Genomic DNA, 17,459 nt, shown 5'->3' with positions numbered 1-17,459 from the left:
CATGTCTAGAAAAACCAAGGGTTTTACACTTATTGAGCTGATGATCGCGGTTGCTATTGCGGGCATTTTAGTTGCAATAGGCTATCCGACATACCAAAACGTCATTCAGGGGAGCTACCGCAAAACCGCCCAGTCGGATCTAATGGCCTTTGCGGCAGCCATGGAACGACATCATGCCGGCACGTTTTCCTACAAGGGGGCTGGCAGTGGCGGCGGTGACACGGGTAGCCCTACGATATTTTCAACGTGGTCTCCGGCATCTGAAACGTCATCTAATAAGCGTTACAACCTAACTATAGATAGTGCCAGTGCTGTGGATTTTGTTATTAAGGCTACGCCGGTATCAGGGTCGAGTCAGGCTACCGATGGCGAGTTGTGGTACTTTAGCGATGGTCGCAAGGCTTGGGATGAAGACAACAGCGGCAGTATTAGCAATGCCGAATATTGCTGGTCGTGTTAACGTTATAAGCTTGGTTTAATTTGATTTAGTTGTAGTAGTTTTTCAATTCTAGCATCAATGAGTGGATGGGGCAGGGCTAGTTGGGAGGTTACCATTATGGTTTTGCTGTCCTCCGTGTCCCATTTAACCCAAATCTGTGTTTGTTTTAATAGCGGATGAGGGAAACCAGTGGTTTGTGGTGCTGTAAAAAGGGTGCTGCCATTAGTGTATTGGTCAAAGGCGTTCCATGTCACTGTGTACTCTTGCTTAAGTATATGTAGGCCTATTTCTCGCTCTACTTTGCCAGCGACCAGGCCTAACCCGCTGTCAGGTGTAAACGTAAGATAAAAATCTAAGCTATTTAATCCATTTTGATTGCGAGTGAGGATAAATGTTCGGTAATCCGAGGCCACAGCATACGCTTCGTGTCGTAGTTGAATAGCCCGTTCAGTAGTTTGCAGTCTTTGTAATAAGTGCAAGGAGCCCATCAGGCAGGCACTGGTGATAAAGAGGGTAATGAGTACTTCAAAAAGCGCCCATCCTGCACACAGTCGAGAATGGACAGTTCTCATCGTTTACGACTTCCCGGTACAAGGGCTAATTGCTGCAGCTGCGGCATTTGCTGCAATTTCATTAACAGTGGATAATGATATTTTATCCGAATTTCACTGTTGCTTGTGGCCTGATGATTGAGTATCAGACTACCTTCAATCAGACTGTTATCATGGGTAACAACCTGATAAGAAAATAAACTATCCGCCTGTAGACTCACCACTAAGCCATAAATTTTGGCCTCATCTTGTAGCAAAATATGTCCATTTTCGACGATGAGGATCACCGGCTCATCACTACTCCCTATCGCATCAGAGGCTGATAATTGACAGCTTCCTTCTACCCAAAGGAAACGAGCGTTGGGGTCGATGGCGGCACAAGATGTGGCTCGTTGCCATGTGATTTCCTTAAGGGTGTCATAGCTAATCTCGTCAATATGCGTACCAAATAAATAATTTAATATGTCCAGAGGCAGGTGGCTATCAGCATCTTTGATATCCGAATTCTTCCACGGAGTCTGGCTTAGAATTGAAGCTAAACAGCTTGATTCGTCAATGGTTAAAGAGGCGCAGGTGATGCGATTTTCCACCGTCATATCTAACGGTTGATTAGCCCATACCGAATATGAATAGGTAGGATGTGCCGTTGATGGCGGAAGATAGAGGGTAAAGGTGGCATCATCTATTAAACCATCGGCAAGGATAAGGGCGGCGGGCGGTACATTGAGTAGAAGTGGAAAACGAACAATATCTTGTTGATGTATTACTGTGAAAAGACCGGTTGTATGCTTCATTGTAACGGTGGCTACGTCTACCTCCACCCCCTCTATCGTTTCATGAGCTACGTTGGAAAGTGAGGAAGCAAGGTCGCTAGGTAGGCCTATACTCCATGACGGGCTATGCACCAATCTGGCTGAGTATTCCGCCAGATTGCGTTGTGCTTGGTCTTCTAAAATGTTTTTTTGTTCTGCCCAGATATCTTGTTCATCAAGCCCAATAATGAGCAGTGAAAGTGCACCTGCCACCGAGATGATGGATGTCATTAATAGCACCGATGTGCCCAGCCATATGGCCCCCGTTACCTTTTTCTGCCTAATTACCATGGGGAAGTTCCAGGGTAAATTGAGTCGTTCTTGTGACCTGTGGCCGACTTTTCAATGCCAGTGTGATGTTAACTTGTAATGAGGTGCTGTGATGATAAGGGGCGGGGGTAAAATTAAGTTGCTCAATTGTGATCAAGGCGTTTTGGGTAAGATCCTGCCACCCAGTTTGTTCACAGGTTTTACCGTCAACACGCATTTCCAATGTTTTATCTCGTAGTCTAAACCCTTTTCGCTCGTCGCTAGTACTGGTGTCGAGTATGCCATTATCGTTTGTGTCATAAGCAAACAGCAGACACGAATTGTCCGCTTCTTTAGGGTGCTGGGAGACGGTATATCCCAGTATAAATGCTTCTGCTTTTTTATGTTCACTAAACAATACTTGGCGAGCATCACCGTGAAATCCGCTCACCGCTAAGTGATGGGCAATAACAGAGGTAATGCGATTCACTTCTTGTTCCATTAATAGCCCACTAAGTAGCACACGCTGTGAGTGATAAATCCGCGTGGCCAGACTTCCCGTACCTGCAAGTATGGCCAAGCCAAGGCCCATGGCTAACATTAACTCAATGAGTGTGAACCCTTTATCCCGACTTAACATTTGTCGTACGCTCCGTATTGAAAATCCTCGATACAGGCTCTTACCCGACCTAGATTACTGAGCACGACTTTTCCCGAGACCTGTTGTCCATTGAAGGTGAGGGTACCGGCATAACCGTGGCTGGTGCCGAAACCGCCGGCAAATCGGGTATAGGTAGCAGGAGAAAAGGAACTGTGGTTAAAGCTGATTTGTGGATGAGATAAATGGGACAGCATCGGCAAATCCGCCGGCGACACACAGTCACCGGTTTTTTCGCAATCACACTCATCGAAGGCGGTAACAATACACCAGTTTTCTCCCGTCGCCAGCACCACAAGTACATCGCCACCGGAATACAATGATAACGCCTGAGCACGGCGAAACTGGCTAAGGCTTGCGTCTAGGGCTTTAGAAAGCGCCATGAGGTCTAAATGTTGTTGTAATGCTGGTAACGACATAGCCAATAACAGCGCAGACATGGCCAAACCAATAAGTAATTCTACAAGGGTAAAACCGTGTTTTTTCATCGAGAACTATTCCTTTAGCCAGCAGGATTCACCACCTGTTTTGATAAGGTGGTCATATATTAGTCAAACCAGTTCGGCGACGTCAGCTGTACTAAGGAAAGGATTTAATATGAAAAATACCGGTTGGACACTATTATCACTGCTTATTGCTTTGGTTATCATTGGGATCTTATCGTCGGCGACCCTGCCTGGGTATAGTCATGTTATTCAGCAATACGATATAAATAATGCGAGAAACCAACTGTTAAGGTGGCAAGCAGAACAAATCAGTCATCGCCTTGAAAATAGTCAATATGCTGATATCAGTGAATTATCTGCCGCTGAGGAATCGGCATTTATATTTAAGGTGAGTAAGGTGTCAGCCACTACCTATCAGTTAAGTGCTACAAGAAAAGCGCTACTGGGCGAGGAGTGTGATCAATTGTGGGTAAATCAATCCGGTCACTATTTGCCCTATTCCTGCTGGCACTAGCTTAGCTGCCGCAAGATAAGTCACTACCGCTGCTGTCTTCTTTGATGCCGTTATTGTTGCTGTCTTTGGCTACGGCCACGCGACCGTAAAGGCTAACAATAACTGCAGACGCGGCAGTCGCATCTCCACTGGCAGGGCAAAGGGTAATTGTTGCGGCAGTACTAACGCTGCCGTCAGGAGAGAACGACAAGGCCGTTTTTATACCAGCAATCTCCAAGCCACTGCCTAAGGGATCAGTAGACTGGATTAAGGTTTCGTTAGCATCACGACTACCGTTACTGTTGGCATCAATGAACACCATTTTGGCTAAAGTCCAATCCGTTCCACAGGCGTCGTAGTCACTAGTTGGACATAAAATGGTGAGTTGTTCCTGATCGATGGCAGTAAAACGGGCCGTTCGGATGACACTGCTAATATCATTGGTTGCGGCAATAACCCGGTTTTGCTGCAGAATAGACTGAATGCCAGGCGCACCAACGGTAAGCAAAATAGCCGCTATGGCTACCGTTATCATCAGTTCTATTAATGAAAGTCCTTTATTGTTTTTCATCGCCTGGAAAGCCTTTAATTTTATTACCCTTAGCGTAAACTAAAACAGCGTCGAATAAGGTATGAAATATGGTGTTAACGGGTATAGCAAAATACTTTTCACGCTTATTGCTGTTACCTTTGTGGTTAGTGTTTAACCGTTAACCTAGTATAATCAACGGCTGGAGGTTAGCATTCCTGCTACCGCATGATATTATCTTAGTTAGACTGATAGCAAACTTCATTGCGTCAGTGGTTTAAACTAACCCAACAACGAGTAGCAGGATATGAAAAAATTAGAAGCGATTATCAAGCCGTTTAAAATGGATGATGTTCGTGAGGCGCTTGCCGACGTGGGTATTGCGGGCATGACCGTAACTGAAGTAAAAGGGTTTGGCCGTCAAAAAGGGCACACCGAGCTGTATCGCGGCGCAGAATATCAAGTGGATTTTTTACCGAAAATAAAAGTCGAATTAGTGTTAAGCGATGATCAAGTTGAACTGGCAATTGAAGCTATCGAAAAATCGGCAAAAACGGGCAAAATTGGTGATGGAAAGATTTTTGTGACCACCGTGGAGTCAGCCGTCCGTATTCGTACCGGTGAACAAAACGAAGACGCTATCTAGACGAAGCCGGCATTCGCCGACAACGTCTAAGGCTACACTTTAGTGTTCGTGCCCATCTTCGTCTACGAGATGACCTTGGGCAATTTCTTCTTCAGTGGCGTCTCTGCAATCGACCACTTCTACCTCAAATGTAAGTGGTACGCCGGCTAGCGGGTGGTTACCGTCTACGACGACATGATCATCACTCACATCGATGACGATAACGGATTGTTCTCCGCCTTCTGAGGAAGCGCGAAAAGACATACCTACTTCAACATCCATTCCGTCAAACATGTTTTTAGGCACACTTTGCACAAGTTGATCTGAGCGTTCACCATAACCTTTGTCAGGGGCAACATCGATTTTAAAGTTATCGCCCTTGTTTTTGCCCACCAATGCTTCTTCTAACCCTTCAATAAGAAAGCGTTTGCCTAGTAGTACAACTAGCGGCTTTTTGCCCTCTGAAGAATCCAATGTCGTACCATCTTCTGATGATACAGTATAGTGAAGTGTAACCACACTGTCAGACGTAATTGTCATAATTTTTCCTGTTCGGCGGTGTCCAAAGACACATGAATTTTCGTCGTTAAAAAAGTCTGATGACTGCTTATCTCAGGCAGTCAAGCACCATTCAAAGCGACGTTGATTACTCGATAGTATAGGGGAGAGGCGCAAAATTTCCTGCAATGTCGGGTTTTTTCCCAAGACGCACCCGGTCTTGTGGTGTGGTATCGTTGGGTAAAATCGCCATAACCCAAGTTTCATTTCCAAGGCTAGCACAGCGAATCACCGTCCCTGCTCGTCGCCAACCTGACGCCACTGCGATCTCAATACTGTCACCTACGTTAACATCTATCACGTCGGGGAAGCAAAGGGCAAATCCCGCGCGCTTGTTTTTTCCTAGATAGCGCGTACGGGCGACAACTTCTTGGCCCATATAGCATCCTTTATTAAAGTCGATGCCGTGTAGTGCCTGCACATTCATCATTTGCGGTACGAATTGATTGACGCCGTCGCCGGAAACATCGGGAATACCGTTTTTAATGGACAGGGCTTCATACACCGTCTGGGGATACTGATCGACTTTGTCAAACAGGCCACTGCTTTTCAACGCATCTATTCCTTTAGGATCAAGAATGACAATGAATACATCGTTAGGATAATCAGTTCGTATCACCACGCCAGTGTCATGCTGGACCGACGACATTGGCTGAGTCGGCAGACCCCCAAAGTGGGCTATAAGCCATTGTTCTGCTTCAGAACCTGATAGCGCGAAATGGGCCAGTGCGTCATCATGTTGAGTAATTGTAACCTTAGAAAATACCCCATATTTATTTAGTTGGGCGAGGGTATGCTCGGCACTGCTATTGTTTAAGCTTAGCCAAATGGCATCCTGGTGGCGAAGTACCAGACTTAAAGACCATGCTTTACCTTTAAAGTCACAATGGGCAGTTCGCCTTACCGCATCGGCAGTGAGGGCTTTGGTATCGACGGTAAGTTGCCCATGAAGATACTCATCTCGCTGTTCGCCTGTCACGGAAATCACTGACAAGTTATTTAACGGGATCAAAAAGCTATCGCTAATGTTTGAGAGATAATCGAGTGTCTTCATGGGGGCTCCTGCAAACCAATATTAAGTGTGTACTATGGGGGGAAATTCCCATTTAACAAGTCTTCGTATGGAACTGATAAAAAGGTCAGTGAGACATTTGCCTATCTCATGGTATAGTGTCGGCGTTCGAATTTGAGGTTCAATGATACATGTTTACTGAAAAAAGACGTAACCGACTGAAATGGGCATGCCGCCGAGGTATGCTGGAATTAGATGTGCTCTTTTTGCCGTTCGTAGAAGAAGCCTTCGATGATCTTGATGAGCATCAACAAGAGACCTTTGAGCGCTTGCTGACCTGTGATGATCCCGATTTGTTTGCCTGGTTTATGGGCCACCAACAGTGTGATGATCCCGAGCTTGCAGCCATGGTGGCCATCGTATTAAACCGTGTCAAAGTATAGCTTTATTTTAAGATACGGTTATTGGCGTAATTACCCAGCCCTTGGTTTCATGGGCGCAGTGGCTTTAGCTTACGTGTCACTGCCTTATTCTGTAAAAACGTATTTACCCCCAGATACAACCGCCTTATTCCTTTTTTTGATGGGGCTGTTTGTTGTTATCTGGCATGGCGCGAGGCAACCCGTGAGATCCTCGGTTACCGTGAATGTGAGTGGGGATATATGGTCAGAAAGTCAGCCAGATGAAGGGGTTTGTCGCTACCAAATCACTCCGAAAAGCCGTCTATTTCCCTTTGTCATTTATCTCGCTATGTTAGATGAGCACGGTGGCTACCATCATCGCTGGGTATTCCCATCTCAATGTGAGCAAAAGGTGTATCGTCGAATGGCGCGATTAATCATTGCCCTGGGGCGTCGTACTCAGTCAACTGCTTAGGAAAGTCACGATGTTTTCTTTGCTATTTAAAGCTTTGCTACACCGGCCGGACAAAAGGTTACTTACACAATTTAAACCGCCTGTGTTGCCGACCATGATTCATCGACAACGGCTAGTCATCGATACTGCCCACTATCATCAATACTGTCAGTTGGCCCAATGGAAGCATGAGACTATCTTACACCCCTGTTTTCTACAGGTGGTGTCATTACCCATGCAACTGGCCTGTTTGTCCCATAAACGTAGTCCCTTTCCACTGCTTGGCTTAATTCATAGGGCAAATAGCATTCAACAGCTTGGCCAGCCCAATATCAATGAAGCGATGGATTTTTCTGTCGGTTTTCAGGACATTACGCCTCATAAATACGGGTGGGATGTCACCGTTTTTACTAAGGTAACCCAGCACGGGGCGCCATGTTACGATGCAACGGCAACCTATTTAGTACGAGCCCCTGGGCCGCATACAAAAACAGTAAAAACACGAGGGGTGAGAAAAGCGCCGAGTAAACGCTCAGAAAACAAGGATAAAGCCCAATATCAGGGTACCTTGACTGCGCCATCAAACATTGGACGTCGCTACGCTAAGGTGTCTAAAGATGCCAATCCAATTCATCTTTTTGCCGCCACGGCCAAATTATTTGGCTTTCCACGGGCTATCGCTCACGGCATGTGGTCTTTGGCATATTGTGTGAGCAAGCTTGAGCTTACTGAGACCTCCCAAGATATCACGGTACAATGTGATTTTAGAAAACCGCTATTGTTGCCCAGTAAGGCAGATCTTTTTGTTTATGCAGATAATAATGAAAGCCACTTTAACCTGATTAATCAAAAGGGCGGGGCAACACATATTAATGGATATGTTGCCCAATCAAGTCGTGCCCAGTGATGCGTCTTTACGTTGCGAGGGAGCCGGGCTCTGTATGCTGCGCGTCCTCGTCAGGACGCAAAATGGTCGGCGAAGGAGATGCAAGTAATTCAGGGTAGTCAACATTATAGTGCAAACCACGACTTTCTTTGCGGGCCATCGCACAACGTACGATCAACTCTGCGACGGTGACAAGATTTCTCAACTCAAGTAAATTGTTGCTCACTCTAAAGTGGGCGTAATACTCTTGAATTTCCTGACTTAGTAACTGAATGCGTCGCAAAGCCCGCTCAAGACGTTTGTTGGTTCTCACAATACCAACGTAATCCCACATAAATAAACGTAACTCGTGCCAGTTGTGTTGAATGATGACTTCTTCATCTGAATTGGTAACCTGAGATTCGTCCCAAGGCGCAACCGGTTCTTGAGCACATTCGTGGGCTAAATTGGCCATTATATCTCGGGCTGCGGCGGCGGCATAAACCACACATTCAAGTAATGAATTTGATGCCATACGATTCGCGCCATGTAAACCGGTATAGGCAACCTCACCGATGGCATAAACGTTGGCTAAATCTGTTTTAGCATTAAAGTCAGTCATTACCCCACCGCAACTGTAGTGCGCCGCTGGCACCACAGGAATGGCTTGGCGGGTAATATCAATGCCCACGGAAAGGCACTTTTTGTAGATATTAGGAAAGTGCTTGATGACAAAATCTGCGGGCTTGTGGCTAATATCCAAATACATGCAGTCTGCACCTAGCCGTTTCATTTCATAGTCTATCGCCCGGGCGACGATGTCGCGAGGTGCAAGATCGCCACGTTCATCGAATCGATGCATAAACCGTGTGCCGTCTGGATGGCATAATTGGGCGCCTTCTCCTCTGAGGGCTTCAGAAATGAGGAAGTTGCGGGCTTGAGGATGGTAAAGGCACGTGGGGTGGAACTGATTAAATTCCATGTTGGCCACTCGGCATCCTGCACGCCATGCCATGGCAATACCATCGCCGCTAGAAACATCTGGGTTAGAGGTATACTGATAAACCTTGCTGCATCCTCCGGTGGCTAACACCACAAAACGAGAGCGTACCACTTCCACATGAGCGGCTTTTAAATTCCACACATAGGCGCCATTACATACTGAGTTATCGCGCTGAGATTTGATGAGGTCAATGGCATTGTATCGTTCTAAAAAATGAATATTAGGATGGGCAGATACAGCGTCATTTAACGTGATTTGTAATGCTTCGCCGGTGGCATCCGCAGCATGTAGGATACGCCGATGGCTGTGACCACCTTCACGGGTAAGGTGAAACCGTTTTTCGCCATCTTCATTGGTTTCAGTATCAAATGGCACGCCATGATTAATTAACCAATTGAGGGCATCTTTTGCGTTTTCGGCGGTGAATCTGACTGCCGCTTCGTCACATAAGCCTGCCCCAGAATTTAAGGTGTCGGCAACATGGGCCTCAATGCTGTCGTGCTCATCGAAAACGGCGGCGATACCACCTTGTGCGTAACGTGTAGAGCCTTCGTTGCGATCGCTTTTGCTTAAGATAATCACTTTGCAGTGGTCAGCGAGTTTTAAAGCGAGACTGAGTCCTGCTGCGCCGCTACCTATAATAAGTACGTCGCACTGGTGCTCGATTCCTTTATGATCCGCAGAAGGTAGTGATGAAGTCACTGAATTCATGTTATTTTAGCGGTTAACTTGTAGGCTAGGGTTTGGCAAGTCTAAATGATGCAAGACAAAACGCAAAGCATCGACGACATTTGAAGGCCTTTTTTTCGATATTTGTTGATAAAATAGAGATAGGCCGCATTTTAGTGCGAACTTTTTAAAATATATGCAGTCTACCCTTTGCTTGCATGAGCTGTTTTACGTGGTAGATGTTAAGGAGAAATGGCTCGGATGAGCGAGCAGATAACCGATCAACAAATCGTTGAAAAGGTACAGCACGGTGACAAAAATGCATTTAATCTGCTGGTAACACGTTATCAGCACAAGGTTATGCATTTGGTGTCAAGGTACGTGAAAAACTCGGGTGATGTTGCTGATGTAACTCAAGACGCGTTTATCAAGGCCTACCGCGCCTTACCTAACTTCCGAGGCGACAGTGCGTTTTACACGTGGCTGTATCGCATTGCAGTTAATAGCGCCAAGAATTACTTGGTTGCACAGAGCAGAAAACCGCCAGCGAGTGATGTTGATGCTGACGAAGCTGACTTCTATGAAGGCAGTGACGCACTAAAAGAGCAATCAACGCCAGAGCGCAGTTTATTGTCTGATGAGTTAGAAGCCACGCTTTTTCGCGTAGTGGAGAAACTTCCAGATGATTTGAGAATGGCAATTACGCTTAGGGAAATTGAAGGGTTAAGTTACGAAGAGATAGCTAACGTAATGGGATGTCCGGTAGGAACAGTACGTTCTCGAATATTCCGTGCACGGGAAGCTATCGACAAAGTCATACAGCCTTTATTAGAAAATTGATTTTTTTTCGCGATGAAATTGAACTTTCTCGGGATGAAATGAACTAACAAGCTGTGATAGGGTAGTTATCGATCATTTTGATCAGGATTTTATAATATGACGCAACAGCAAGAAAAATTGTCTGCCTTCATGGATGGTGAGACGGAAAGTTCCGAGATTATGGATGCCATTCTTCAAGATGAAGCGCTGCAAGTTAAGTGGAAGCGGTATCATGTTATTCGCAGCGGATTGCGAAAGGAAGCAACTGTCGCTCCGCAAATGGACATAACTGCCGCGGTGGCAGCAGCGCTCGAAGATGAGCCTGTGGTTGTTGCACCTAAAACGTCACGGTGGCGTAAATTACCCGTAGTGGGCAATGTGGTGCCGTTTGCGAAGCAAGGTGGACAGTTTGCCGTTGCAGCGTCTGTTGCTGTGGCTGTGATTTTGGGAGTTCAACAATTGAATCAGCCTGAACCTGCAGAGCCTTTTTCTACCTTTGAGACAAGTACTCAGTTGGGGGGATTAGCGCCGGTAAGTTTAGAGCAAACCCGCACGCTGCCTCGTAATGACATGAACATCATGTTAGAGAAGAAGCGTAAGATTAACGCAATTATTGCGGATCACGAGCAACAAGTTCAGCTAAAACAGGCTGAGGAGCAGAGCAAATCCGTTGATGAGTCTGCAGAGTCTAACGTTAATCCAAATTAAATTAGAATGAACAATGTGTTTTTCTTAAACGTACCAGCGCTAAAGCTGGTACGTGTGTTTTCTCCGGTTGCTATTACCTTAGCCGGTTTTACTTGCCTATCCTTTTCCCTTTTTGCTCAAACCTTGCCCGCTAACACTACCGGTGTTGATAAGCCAGACGAAATAATCTCTGCTGAATCCGAAGCACCCGTCACGGTGATGCCTGATTCACCTACCTCCATTACCGGTGAGGAGCATGCACAAGGGCCTTCCTCCAGCAAACCCGACTCGGTACTTGGCTGGTTAGAAAAAATGACCAACGCCACACGTACGCTGAATTTTAAGGTGGCATTTGTGGTGAGTCGTCTTAATCAAGAGACCGTGCCCTATCTTTGGCGACACGGTGTATTGGAGGATGGCGCCTCGTTAGAGCAATTGAATTTGCAAAATGGGCCGGGTAGAGAACTTATTCGGGTGGGAGATGTGGTAAGTATTTTTGAACCGGATGCCACACCGTATAGCCTTCGTTCCAAGTATATTAACGGGCCTATTCCTAGTGAATTACTTTATGAGCCCGCATCGTTAACCCGGGGCTATGAATTTGTTTTGGTCGGTCGAGCTCGGGTTGCCGGGCGGCCTGCTCAACAGCTACGGATAGTCAGTCGGGACAATACCCGTTTTAGCTATCAATTGTGGTTGGATGAAGCAACGGGCATGTTTTTAAAGTTAAACACGTTGGATTTACAAGGTAACATTCTTGAACAAATCCAGGTGACAGCGATGGATATCACAGACGCACCGTCTGCGTATTTTTCCCGGGTGAACATCTCGTCCCTCCCTAGACCATTGGCTTTACCTCCTTCTACCAATCAACCCCATAGTTGGAAAGTAGAATATCTACCCAGTGGCATGTTTGAAGTTAAACACGATATTCGTCGTTTGGCGCTCACCGGACAGGTGGTGGAATACAAAATGTTTACCGACGGGCTAGTGGATGTCTCTGTTTACGTGCAATCGGCAAAAGAGGCGGTGGGGTCAGATTTAGTCTTACGTCACGAACTCAATACATTCTTAACGTTAACTGACGGCAAAGCTCAGGTTACGGTGGTGGGAGAAATTCCACTGAAAACAGCCAATGCGATTGCCACATCATTGCGCCTAAAAGGTGACACCAATGATTAAAGAGTCGGCTATTGTTGTGGATGTTGATGGCGACCGCATTGTGGTAGAAGCGGCCATTAAAACCACTTGTTCTTCCTGTCAGGCACAATCGGATTGTGGCTCAGGGGTGATCTCTCGTGCTTTATCGCCGAAGTCTCAGCGTTTAGTTTTACATAGTCCTATACCGTGTCGTGTTGGCGATAAGGTCACCATTGGTGTTCCCGAAGCCGGTATCATAACTGCGTCAATGTGGCTTTATGTGGCGCCACTTATGGTTTTTTTGCTTGCTGCTATTGGTTTAGATAAGGGGTTGCCGCTACTAGGGCTGCACAACGAATTATGGCCGATTGGGGGAAGCATCATTTTCACCATTATTGGCTTTTTTGGTATTTCTCATCATCTTAAACAGCAAGGCACTACGAAATTTCAGCCCGTGCTGTTGACCTCTTCAACGCCCCTTGATTGACTGTCCCTGACCCCCTAGGTTGCGCCTGTTTCTGTTGTCAATGAGGGGATTTGGGTCACCACGCCGCAATTAACCTGTGGCAGAGCGTCTAAAACCTGCCTTGCTAGCGTGTTAGTAAAACTAACTTTTAACGCTAAACTATCAAAAGAAGCACAACACAAGTATAATCGCGCATAATTTTAGACCCTTCGGGTTTTATAACAGCCTAGCGCTTTACAATTAGGCACCCGACTAGGCACCTAGCATCAAATTTGGTATCGAATGAATCAAGATAAACCTTATAATATCAGTAATATAAGAAACTTCTCCATTATCGCGCATATAGACCATGGTAAGTCTACATTGTCAGACCGCCTGATTCAGGATTGTGGCGGCCTCGCTGTTCGGGAAATGGCCGAACAGGTACTGGATTCGATGGATCTGGAACGTGAGCGTGGGATTACCATTAAGGCCCAAAGTGTCACCCTTAACTATACGGCGAAAAACGGTGAAACCTACCAACTCAACTTTATCGATACACCGGGGCACGTAGATTTTACCTACGAGGTATCTCGTTCGTTGGCCGCTTGTGAAGGGGCGCTGTTGGTGGTGGATGCGGGACAAGGCGTTGAAGCGCAAACCCTAGCTAATTGTTATACCGCCATGGATATGGATATGGAAGTGGTGCCTATCTTAAATAAAATCGATTTGCCCCAAGCCGAACCTGAGCGGGTGGCAGAGGAAATTGAAGATATTGTCGGTATCGATGCCATCGATGCTGTGCGTTGTTCAGCGAAAACCGGTGTAGGTATTGATGAAGTCTTAGAAGTCATTGTTAATCAGGTACCGCCGCCAGAAGGTAACCGTGAGGCACCACTTAAAGCACTGATTGTGGATTCTTGGTTTGATAACTATCAAGGTGTGGTGTCCTTGGTGAGAATCGTTGAGGGCGAGCTTAACGTTAAAGACAAAATTAAAATTATGTCTAACGGCCAGACTCACCAAGCTGACAAAGTGGGGATTTTCACCCCTAAACAAACTGACACTGGTGTATTAAGAGCCGGTGAAGTGGGCTTTGTTATTGCCGGTATTAAAGAAATTCATGGTGCCCCAGTGGGAGATACCATTACCTTGGCCCGGGAGCCTGCTGATTCAGCCTTGCCAGGATTTAAAAAGGTAAAACCTCAGGTTTATGCTGGTGTGTTCCCCGTTAGCTCCGACGATTACGAAGACTTTCGTGATGCGTTGGCAAAACTGAGCTTGAATGATGCATCCTTGTTCTATGAGCCAGAAAGTTCGGCGGCCTTGGGTTTTGGTTTCCGTATTGGTTTCTTAGGCATGCTACATATGGAGATCATTCAAGAGCGCCTAGAGCGGGAGTACGATCTTGACCTCATAACCACTGCGCCCACGGTAATTTATCAAGTGCTTACCACCAAAGGCGAAAAGGTGCAGGTGGATAACCCATCAAATCTACCCGCGGTGAATGATATCGCCGAAATTCACGAGCCTGTGGTGGAAGCTAACATCCTTGTTCCGCAAGAATTTTTGGGCAATGTTATTACACTTTGCGTTGAGAAGCGTGGTATGCAGACCAACATGACTTATCATGGCAAACAAGTCGCGGTAACCTATGATCTGCCCATGGCAGAAGTGGTAATGGACTTCTTTGACCGATTAAAGTCGACAAGCCGAGGTTTTGCTTCTTTAGATTATAATTTCAAGAAGTTTCAAGCGTCGGACATGGTTCGGGTGGATATTTTGATAAACGGCGAGCGAGTGGATGCGCTGGCAATGATCACTCACCGTGAAAATAGCCAAGGACGTGGTCGAGAGTTGGTAGAGAAACTGCGGGAGCTGATCCCCAGACAAATGTTCGATATTGCCATTCAAGCTGCTATTGGGAATCATATAATCGCACGTAGTACAGTAAAACAATTGCGTAAAAACGTTATCGCCAAATGTTACGGTGGTGACGTAAGTCGTAAGAAAAAACTGCTACAAAAACAAAAAGAAGGGAAGAAGCGAATGAAGCAGGTAGGTAATGTTGAATTACCTCAGGACGCGTTTCTTGCTGTTCTCAAGGTAGGTAAGTAATGGCGAACTATTTTTCAATCCTTTTGGTCATTTTAACGGTAGTTACGGGCTTAATTTGGCTTTTGGATAGCTTATTATGGGCGCCAGCGCGCCGGGAAAAGCAGCAAGCTCAAGGGACATCGGGTCAGTTGCCATGGATTGTCGATACCTCTCAACAAATATTTCCAGTGATTGCCTTTGTGTTGGTACTTCGCTCTTTTCTCTACGAGCCTTTTCAAATTCCATCAGGTTCTATGATGCCAACGTTGTTAGTCGGCGACTTTATTCTGGTAGAAAAATATGCCTACGGCTTAAAAGATCCGGTTTTTCGAACTAAGTTTATCGAAACAGGCGCTCCTGAGCGTGGCGACGTGGTGGTTTTCAAATACCCAGAAGATACCAACATCGATTACATTAAACGGGTAATTGGGTTACCCGGTGACACCATCATTTATGAAAATAAACAGATTTTCATTAAGCCGTATTGTAAAGGTGAGACCAGTGACTGCCCTAAAATGGAACCGGTTGCGTTGAAGTTTGAAGAACGGGGAGAGTTTGTCCAAGACATGACGCCCTTACTGCGTTACAGCGAACAGCTTGGTGACGTGAACCACGATATTTTGCGCAACCCTGCTCGTAGCATTCCTAGCTCGAATTTCTACACCCAACCGGGTACGCGTAGTAACGAATGGATCGTGCCTCAAGGTCAGTATTTTGCGATGGGCGATAATCGTGAAAATAGTAAAGACAGTCGTTTTTGGGGCTTTGTACCGGATGAAAACTTAGTCGGTAAAGCGGTCGCTATCTGGATCAGTTTTGAATTTGAACGTTCATCTGATAGCTGGTTGCCAGGTTGGGTTCCCACCGGCGTGCGCTTTAATCGCATAGGCGGCATCCACTAATGCAAGGTATTGATCGCTACTTGCGTCTTGAAAAGCTGTTGGATTATCAGTTTTCGGATCGGCGTCTGTTAGAACAAGCGCTGACTCATCGTAGCGCAGCGAAAAAACACAACGAAAGATTAGAGTTTTTGGGCGATGCGGTATTAGGCATGGTGATTGCCGATGCGCTTTATGTGCGTTTTCCTGACGTAACCGAAGGAAAGTTAACCCGTATGCGCTCAACCCTGGTTAAGGGCGATACCTTGGCTGAAATGGCAAAAGAAGCTGGGGTTGGAGAATTACTTAAACTCGGTCAGGGTGAGCTGAAAAGTGGTGGCCATCGAAGAAGTTCGATTTTGGCTGACGCCGTTGAAGCGATTTTAGGTGCTATCTACCTTGATGCCGGTATTAGTGAAGTCCAACAGGTTATTTTGCACTTATGGTCGGCACGCATCGATAGATTAGATCCCAACGAGCATCCTAAAGACAGTAAAACACGGTTACAAGAGTACTTGCAGTCACGGCGGGAGCCGCTGCCTGTTTATGAAGTTGTTGAGATAAGTGGCCAAGATCATGCGCAGACCTTCCAGGTAAGTTGTCAGGTGTCACAATTGTCCGAGCCGGTTTTCGGCGTGGGTAATAGTCGTCGAAAAGCTGAACAGCGTGCAGCGAGAGAGACCTTAGAGAGGCTAGAGAATGGATCCGCATGAGAATATCACCACACACTGTGGCTTAGTTGCCATAGTAGGTCGGCCTAATGTGGGTAAATCCACATTGCTAAACCGGCTGTTAGGGCAAAAAGTCAGCATTACTTCACGCAAGCCCCAAACTACCCGTCATCGCATTCTAGGCATAGATACAGAAGGCGATTGGCAAACCGTTTATGTTGATACACCTGGGCTTCACCAAGATGAGAAACGAGCCATCAACCGTTACATGAACCGAGCCGCATCTAGTTCATTAGGGGAGGTGGGTTTAGTGCTGTTTGTCGTTGAAGGTACACGATGGACTGACGACGATGCCATGGTGTTACAAAAGGTGAAAAACAGTGGATTACCTTGTTTTCTGGTGGTCAATAAAACGGACAAAGTTGAAGACAAATCTGCTCTTATGACCCAAATTCAGTGGTTGAGTGAAAAGCACGATTTTGAGCATATTTTCCCTGTTAGCGCTAAAAATGGTCGGCAAGTCGATGCATTACGAGAAACGGTGCAAGGCACATTACCACTGAGTGAGTTCTATTTTCCCGAAGACTATATTACCGATCGTTCTAGTCGCTTTATGGCGGCAGAAATTATTCGTGAAAAACTAATGCGTTTTACCGGTGATGAACTGCCTTATTCTACAACGGTAGAAATAGAGCAATTTAAACTTATGGAAAACGGCGTGTATCGTATCAACGGTTTGATTCTTGTTGAACGTGAAAGCCAAAAGCGCATGATCATCGGTAAAGGTGGTCAGCACATCAAGACCATTGGTGAACAAGCCAGAAAAGATATGGAAAACCTGTTTGATAACAAGGTGTTTCTTGAAATGTGGGTAAAAGTAAAGCAAGGCTGGGCGGATGATGAACGGGCGTTGCGTTCGTTAGGATATAACGACGATTAGTTTCGTCTCCGGACAATT

The 17,459-nt window shown here is 46.1% G+C and carries 22 protein-coding genes; 14 read left to right on the top strand and 8 right to left on the bottom strand.

Translation table 11 applies throughout. From position 1 onward, the window contains the following. The first annotated feature begins 1 nt into the window (after nt 1). Nucleotides 2-460: a type IV pilin protein gene (locus KO501_RS12770; protein ID WP_216030065.1), complete on the top strand. Its 459-nt coding sequence runs from the start codon at nt 2-4 to the stop codon at nt 458-460. A gap of 2 nt (nt 461-462) precedes the next feature. On the opposite strand, the gene KO501_RS12765 is transcribed toward KO501_RS12770, so the two are convergent. From KO501_RS12765 to KO501_RS12750, 4 genes are read right to left on the bottom strand one after another with little or no spacing between them, the layout of a single operon-like run. Beyond that, nucleotides 463-1,011: a hypothetical protein gene (locus KO501_RS12765; RefSeq protein WP_216030064.1), complete on the bottom strand. Its 549-nt coding sequence runs from the start codon at nt 1,009-1,011 to the stop codon at nt 463-465. Further along, nucleotides 1,008-2,093: a hypothetical protein gene (locus KO501_RS12760; protein ID WP_216030063.1), complete on the bottom strand. Its 1,086-nt coding sequence runs from the start codon at nt 2,091-2,093 to the stop codon at nt 1,008-1,010. The genes KO501_RS12765 and KO501_RS12760 overlap by 4 nt, the downstream gene beginning before the upstream one ends. Then, the gene (locus KO501_RS12755) at nt 2,083-2,691 is read right to left on the bottom strand and encodes a prepilin-type N-terminal cleavage/methylation domain-containing protein (protein ID WP_216030062.1); all 609 of its coding nucleotides are present in this window, start codon (nt 2,689-2,691) and stop codon (nt 2,083-2,085) included. Before KO501_RS12755 ends, KO501_RS12760 begins: the two co-directional genes overlap by 11 nt. Further along, nucleotides 2,685-3,197, bottom strand: coding sequence for a prepilin-type N-terminal cleavage/methylation domain-containing protein (locus KO501_RS12750; protein WP_216030061.1), 513 nt, complete (start codon nt 3,195-3,197; stop codon nt 2,685-2,687). Before KO501_RS12750 ends, KO501_RS12755 begins: the two co-directional genes overlap by 7 nt. A 109-nt stretch (nt 3,198-3,306) precedes the next feature. On the opposite strand from KO501_RS12750, the gene KO501_RS12745 reads away from it, so the two are divergent. Continuing rightward, nucleotides 3,307-3,669: a type IV pilin protein gene (locus tag KO501_RS12745; protein WP_216030060.1), complete on the top strand. Its 363-nt coding sequence runs from the start codon at nt 3,307-3,309 to the stop codon at nt 3,667-3,669. Between the two features lies 1 nt (nt 3,670). Here KO501_RS12745 and KO501_RS12740 read toward each other — a convergent pair whose 3' ends face one another. Beyond that, nucleotides 3,671-4,219: a GspH/FimT family pseudopilin gene (locus tag KO501_RS12740; RefSeq protein WP_216030059.1), complete on the bottom strand. Its 549-nt coding sequence runs from the start codon at nt 4,217-4,219 to the stop codon at nt 3,671-3,673. A gap of 265 nt (nt 4,220-4,484) precedes the next feature. Here KO501_RS12740 and KO501_RS12735 point away from each other — a divergent pair, with 265 nt between their 5' ends. Beyond that, complete coding sequence (locus KO501_RS12735; RefSeq protein WP_216030058.1) at nt 4,485-4,823, top strand: P-II family nitrogen regulator; 339 nt, start codon at nt 4,485-4,487, stop codon at nt 4,821-4,823. Nucleotides 4,824-4,862: 39 nt separating this feature from the next. Here the strand turns inward: KO501_RS12735 and KO501_RS12730 are convergent, their stop codons facing one another. Further along, on the bottom strand, nt 4,863-5,342 hold the full coding sequence (locus KO501_RS12730) for a peptidylprolyl isomerase (RefSeq protein WP_216030057.1): 480 nt from the start codon (nt 5,340-5,342) through the stop codon (nt 4,863-4,865). A gap of 106 nt (nt 5,343-5,448) precedes the next feature. Beyond that, nucleotides 5,449-6,414: a glycine cleavage system protein T gene (locus KO501_RS12725; RefSeq protein WP_216030056.1), complete on the bottom strand. Its 966-nt coding sequence runs from the start codon at nt 6,412-6,414 to the stop codon at nt 5,449-5,451. Between the two features lie 149 nt (nt 6,415-6,563). Between KO501_RS12725 and KO501_RS12720 the strand changes: the two genes are divergently transcribed. From KO501_RS12720 to KO501_RS12710, 3 genes are read left to right on the top strand one after another with little or no spacing between them, the layout of a single operon-like run. Beyond that, the gene (locus KO501_RS12720) at nt 6,564-6,815 is read left to right on the top strand and encodes a succinate dehydrogenase assembly factor 2 (protein WP_216030055.1); all 252 of its coding nucleotides are present in this window, start codon (nt 6,564-6,566) and stop codon (nt 6,813-6,815) included. After that, nucleotides 6,802-7,248, top strand: a complete 447-nt coding sequence (locus tag KO501_RS12715) for a protein YgfX (RefSeq protein WP_216030054.1) — start codon at nt 6,802-6,804, stop codon at nt 7,246-7,248. Before KO501_RS12720 ends, KO501_RS12715 begins: the two co-directional genes overlap by 14 nt. A gap of 10 nt (nt 7,249-7,258) precedes the next feature. Beyond that, complete coding sequence (locus KO501_RS12710; RefSeq protein ID WP_216030053.1) at nt 7,259-8,134, top strand: MaoC/PaaZ C-terminal domain-containing protein; 876 nt, start codon at nt 7,259-7,261, stop codon at nt 8,132-8,134. A gap of 7 nt (nt 8,135-8,141) precedes the next feature. On the opposite strand, the gene nadB is transcribed toward KO501_RS12710, so the two are convergent. Then, on the bottom strand, nt 8,142-9,806 hold the full coding sequence (nadB, locus tag KO501_RS12705; RefSeq protein ID WP_216030052.1) for an L-aspartate oxidase: 1,665 nt from the start codon (nt 9,804-9,806) through the stop codon (nt 8,142-8,144). Between the two features lie 219 nt (nt 9,807-10,025). Between nadB and rpoE the strand changes: the two genes are divergently transcribed. The 8 genes from rpoE to era all read left to right on the top strand — a co-directional run bounded on the left by rpoE (nt 10,026) and on the right by era (nt 17,441). Continuing rightward, a complete protein-coding gene (rpoE, locus tag KO501_RS12700; RefSeq protein ID WP_216030051.1) occupies nt 10,026-10,604 on the top strand; it encodes an RNA polymerase sigma factor RpoE in 579 nt (192 codons plus the stop codon). A gap of 96 nt (nt 10,605-10,700) precedes the next feature. Then, a complete protein-coding gene (locus tag KO501_RS12695; protein WP_216030050.1) occupies nt 10,701-11,291 on the top strand; it encodes an RseA family anti-sigma factor in 591 nt (196 codons plus the stop codon). Between the two features lie 6 nt (nt 11,292-11,297). Continuing rightward, nucleotides 11,298-12,452 (top strand): MucB/RseB C-terminal domain-containing protein, encoded by a 1,155-nt coding sequence (locus KO501_RS12690; protein WP_216030049.1) that lies wholly within the window; start codon nt 11,298-11,300, stop codon nt 12,450-12,452. Further along, nucleotides 12,445-12,897, top strand: a complete 453-nt coding sequence (locus KO501_RS12685; protein WP_216030048.1) for a SoxR reducing system RseC family protein — start codon at nt 12,445-12,447, stop codon at nt 12,895-12,897. Before KO501_RS12690 ends, KO501_RS12685 begins: the two co-directional genes overlap by 8 nt. Before the next feature lie 261 nt (nt 12,898-13,158). Further along, nucleotides 13,159-14,973, top strand: coding sequence for a translation elongation factor 4 (gene lepA, locus KO501_RS12680; protein ID WP_216030047.1), 1,815 nt, complete (start codon nt 13,159-13,161; stop codon nt 14,971-14,973). Beyond that, entirely contained in the window at nt 14,973-15,854 is an 882-nt protein-coding gene (gene lepB, locus KO501_RS12675) for a signal peptidase I (RefSeq protein WP_216030046.1), read from the top strand. Before lepA ends, lepB begins: the two co-directional genes overlap by 1 nt. After that, on the top strand, nt 15,854-16,543 hold the full coding sequence (gene rnc, locus KO501_RS12670) for a ribonuclease III (RefSeq protein WP_216030045.1): 690 nt from the start codon (nt 15,854-15,856) through the stop codon (nt 16,541-16,543). The genes lepB and rnc overlap by 1 nt, the downstream gene beginning before the upstream one ends. Further along, nucleotides 16,530-17,441 (top strand): GTPase Era, encoded by a 912-nt coding sequence (era, locus tag KO501_RS12665; RefSeq protein ID WP_216030044.1) that lies wholly within the window; start codon nt 16,530-16,532, stop codon nt 17,439-17,441. Before rnc ends, era begins: the two co-directional genes overlap by 14 nt. Nucleotides 17,442-17,459: the final 18 nt, after the last annotated feature.

This window comes from Alteromonas sp. C1M14 (assembly GCF_018860965.1).
Lineage (GTDB): Bacteria > Pseudomonadota > Gammaproteobacteria > Enterobacterales > Alteromonadaceae > Alteromonas.
Note: the sequence above shows the minus strand (reverse complement) of the source record. Positions and strands in the feature narration are given on the sequence as shown.

Bases quoted from the DNA above. Each gene is read 5' to 3' on its own strand.
- KO501_RS12770 (WP_216030065.1), top strand. From the start codon at position 2: ATGTCTAGAAAAACCAAGGGTTTTACACTTATTGAGCTGATGATCGCG.
- KO501_RS12765 (WP_216030064.1), bottom strand. From the start codon at position 1,011: ATGAGAACTGTCCATTCTCGACTGTGTGCAGGATGGGCGCTTTTTGAA.
- KO501_RS12760 (WP_216030063.1), bottom strand. From the start codon at position 2,093: ATGGTAATTAGGCAGAAAAAGGTAACGGGGGCCATATGGCTGGGCACA.
- KO501_RS12755 (WP_216030062.1), bottom strand. From the start codon at position 2,691: ATGTTAAGTCGGGATAAAGGGTTCACACTCATTGAGTTAATGTTAGCC.
- KO501_RS12750 (WP_216030061.1), bottom strand. From the start codon at position 3,197: ATGAAAAAACACGGTTTTACCCTTGTAGAATTACTTATTGGTTTGGCC.
- KO501_RS12745 (WP_216030060.1), top strand. From the start codon at position 3,307: ATGAAAAATACCGGTTGGACACTATTATCACTGCTTATTGCTTTGGTT.
- KO501_RS12740 (WP_216030059.1), bottom strand. From the start codon at position 4,219: ATGAAAAACAATAAAGGACTTTCATTAATAGAACTGATGATAACGGTA.
- KO501_RS12735 (WP_216030058.1), top strand. From the start codon at position 4,485: ATGAAAAAATTAGAAGCGATTATCAAGCCGTTTAAAATGGATGATGTT.
- KO501_RS12730 (WP_216030057.1), bottom strand. From the start codon at position 5,342: ATGACAATTACGTCTGACAGTGTGGTTACACTTCACTATACTGTATCA.
- KO501_RS12725 (WP_216030056.1), bottom strand. From the start codon at position 6,414: ATGAAGACACTCGATTATCTCTCAAACATTAGCGATAGCTTTTTGATC.
- KO501_RS12720 (WP_216030055.1), top strand. From the start codon at position 6,564: ATGTTTACTGAAAAAAGACGTAACCGACTGAAATGGGCATGCCGCCGA.
- KO501_RS12710 (WP_216030053.1), top strand. From the start codon at position 7,259: ATGTTTTCTTTGCTATTTAAAGCTTTGCTACACCGGCCGGACAAAAGG.
- nadB (WP_216030052.1), bottom strand. From the start codon at position 9,806: ATGAATTCAGTGACTTCATCACTACCTTCTGCGGATCATAAAGGAATC.
- rpoE (WP_216030051.1), top strand. From the start codon at position 10,026: ATGAGCGAGCAGATAACCGATCAACAAATCGTTGAAAAGGTACAGCAC.
- KO501_RS12695 (WP_216030050.1), top strand. From the start codon at position 10,701: ATGACGCAACAGCAAGAAAAATTGTCTGCCTTCATGGATGGTGAGACG.
- KO501_RS12690 (WP_216030049.1), top strand. From the start codon at position 11,298: ATGAACAATGTGTTTTTCTTAAACGTACCAGCGCTAAAGCTGGTACGT.
- KO501_RS12685 (WP_216030048.1), top strand. From the start codon at position 12,445: ATGATTAAAGAGTCGGCTATTGTTGTGGATGTTGATGGCGACCGCATT.
- lepA (WP_216030047.1), top strand. From the start codon at position 13,159: ATGAATCAAGATAAACCTTATAATATCAGTAATATAAGAAACTTCTCC.
- lepB (WP_216030046.1), top strand. From the start codon at position 14,973: ATGGCGAACTATTTTTCAATCCTTTTGGTCATTTTAACGGTAGTTACG.
- rnc (WP_216030045.1), top strand. From the start codon at position 15,854: ATGCAAGGTATTGATCGCTACTTGCGTCTTGAAAAGCTGTTGGATTAT.
- era (WP_216030044.1), top strand. From the start codon at position 16,530: ATGGATCCGCATGAGAATATCACCACACACTGTGGCTTAGTTGCCATA.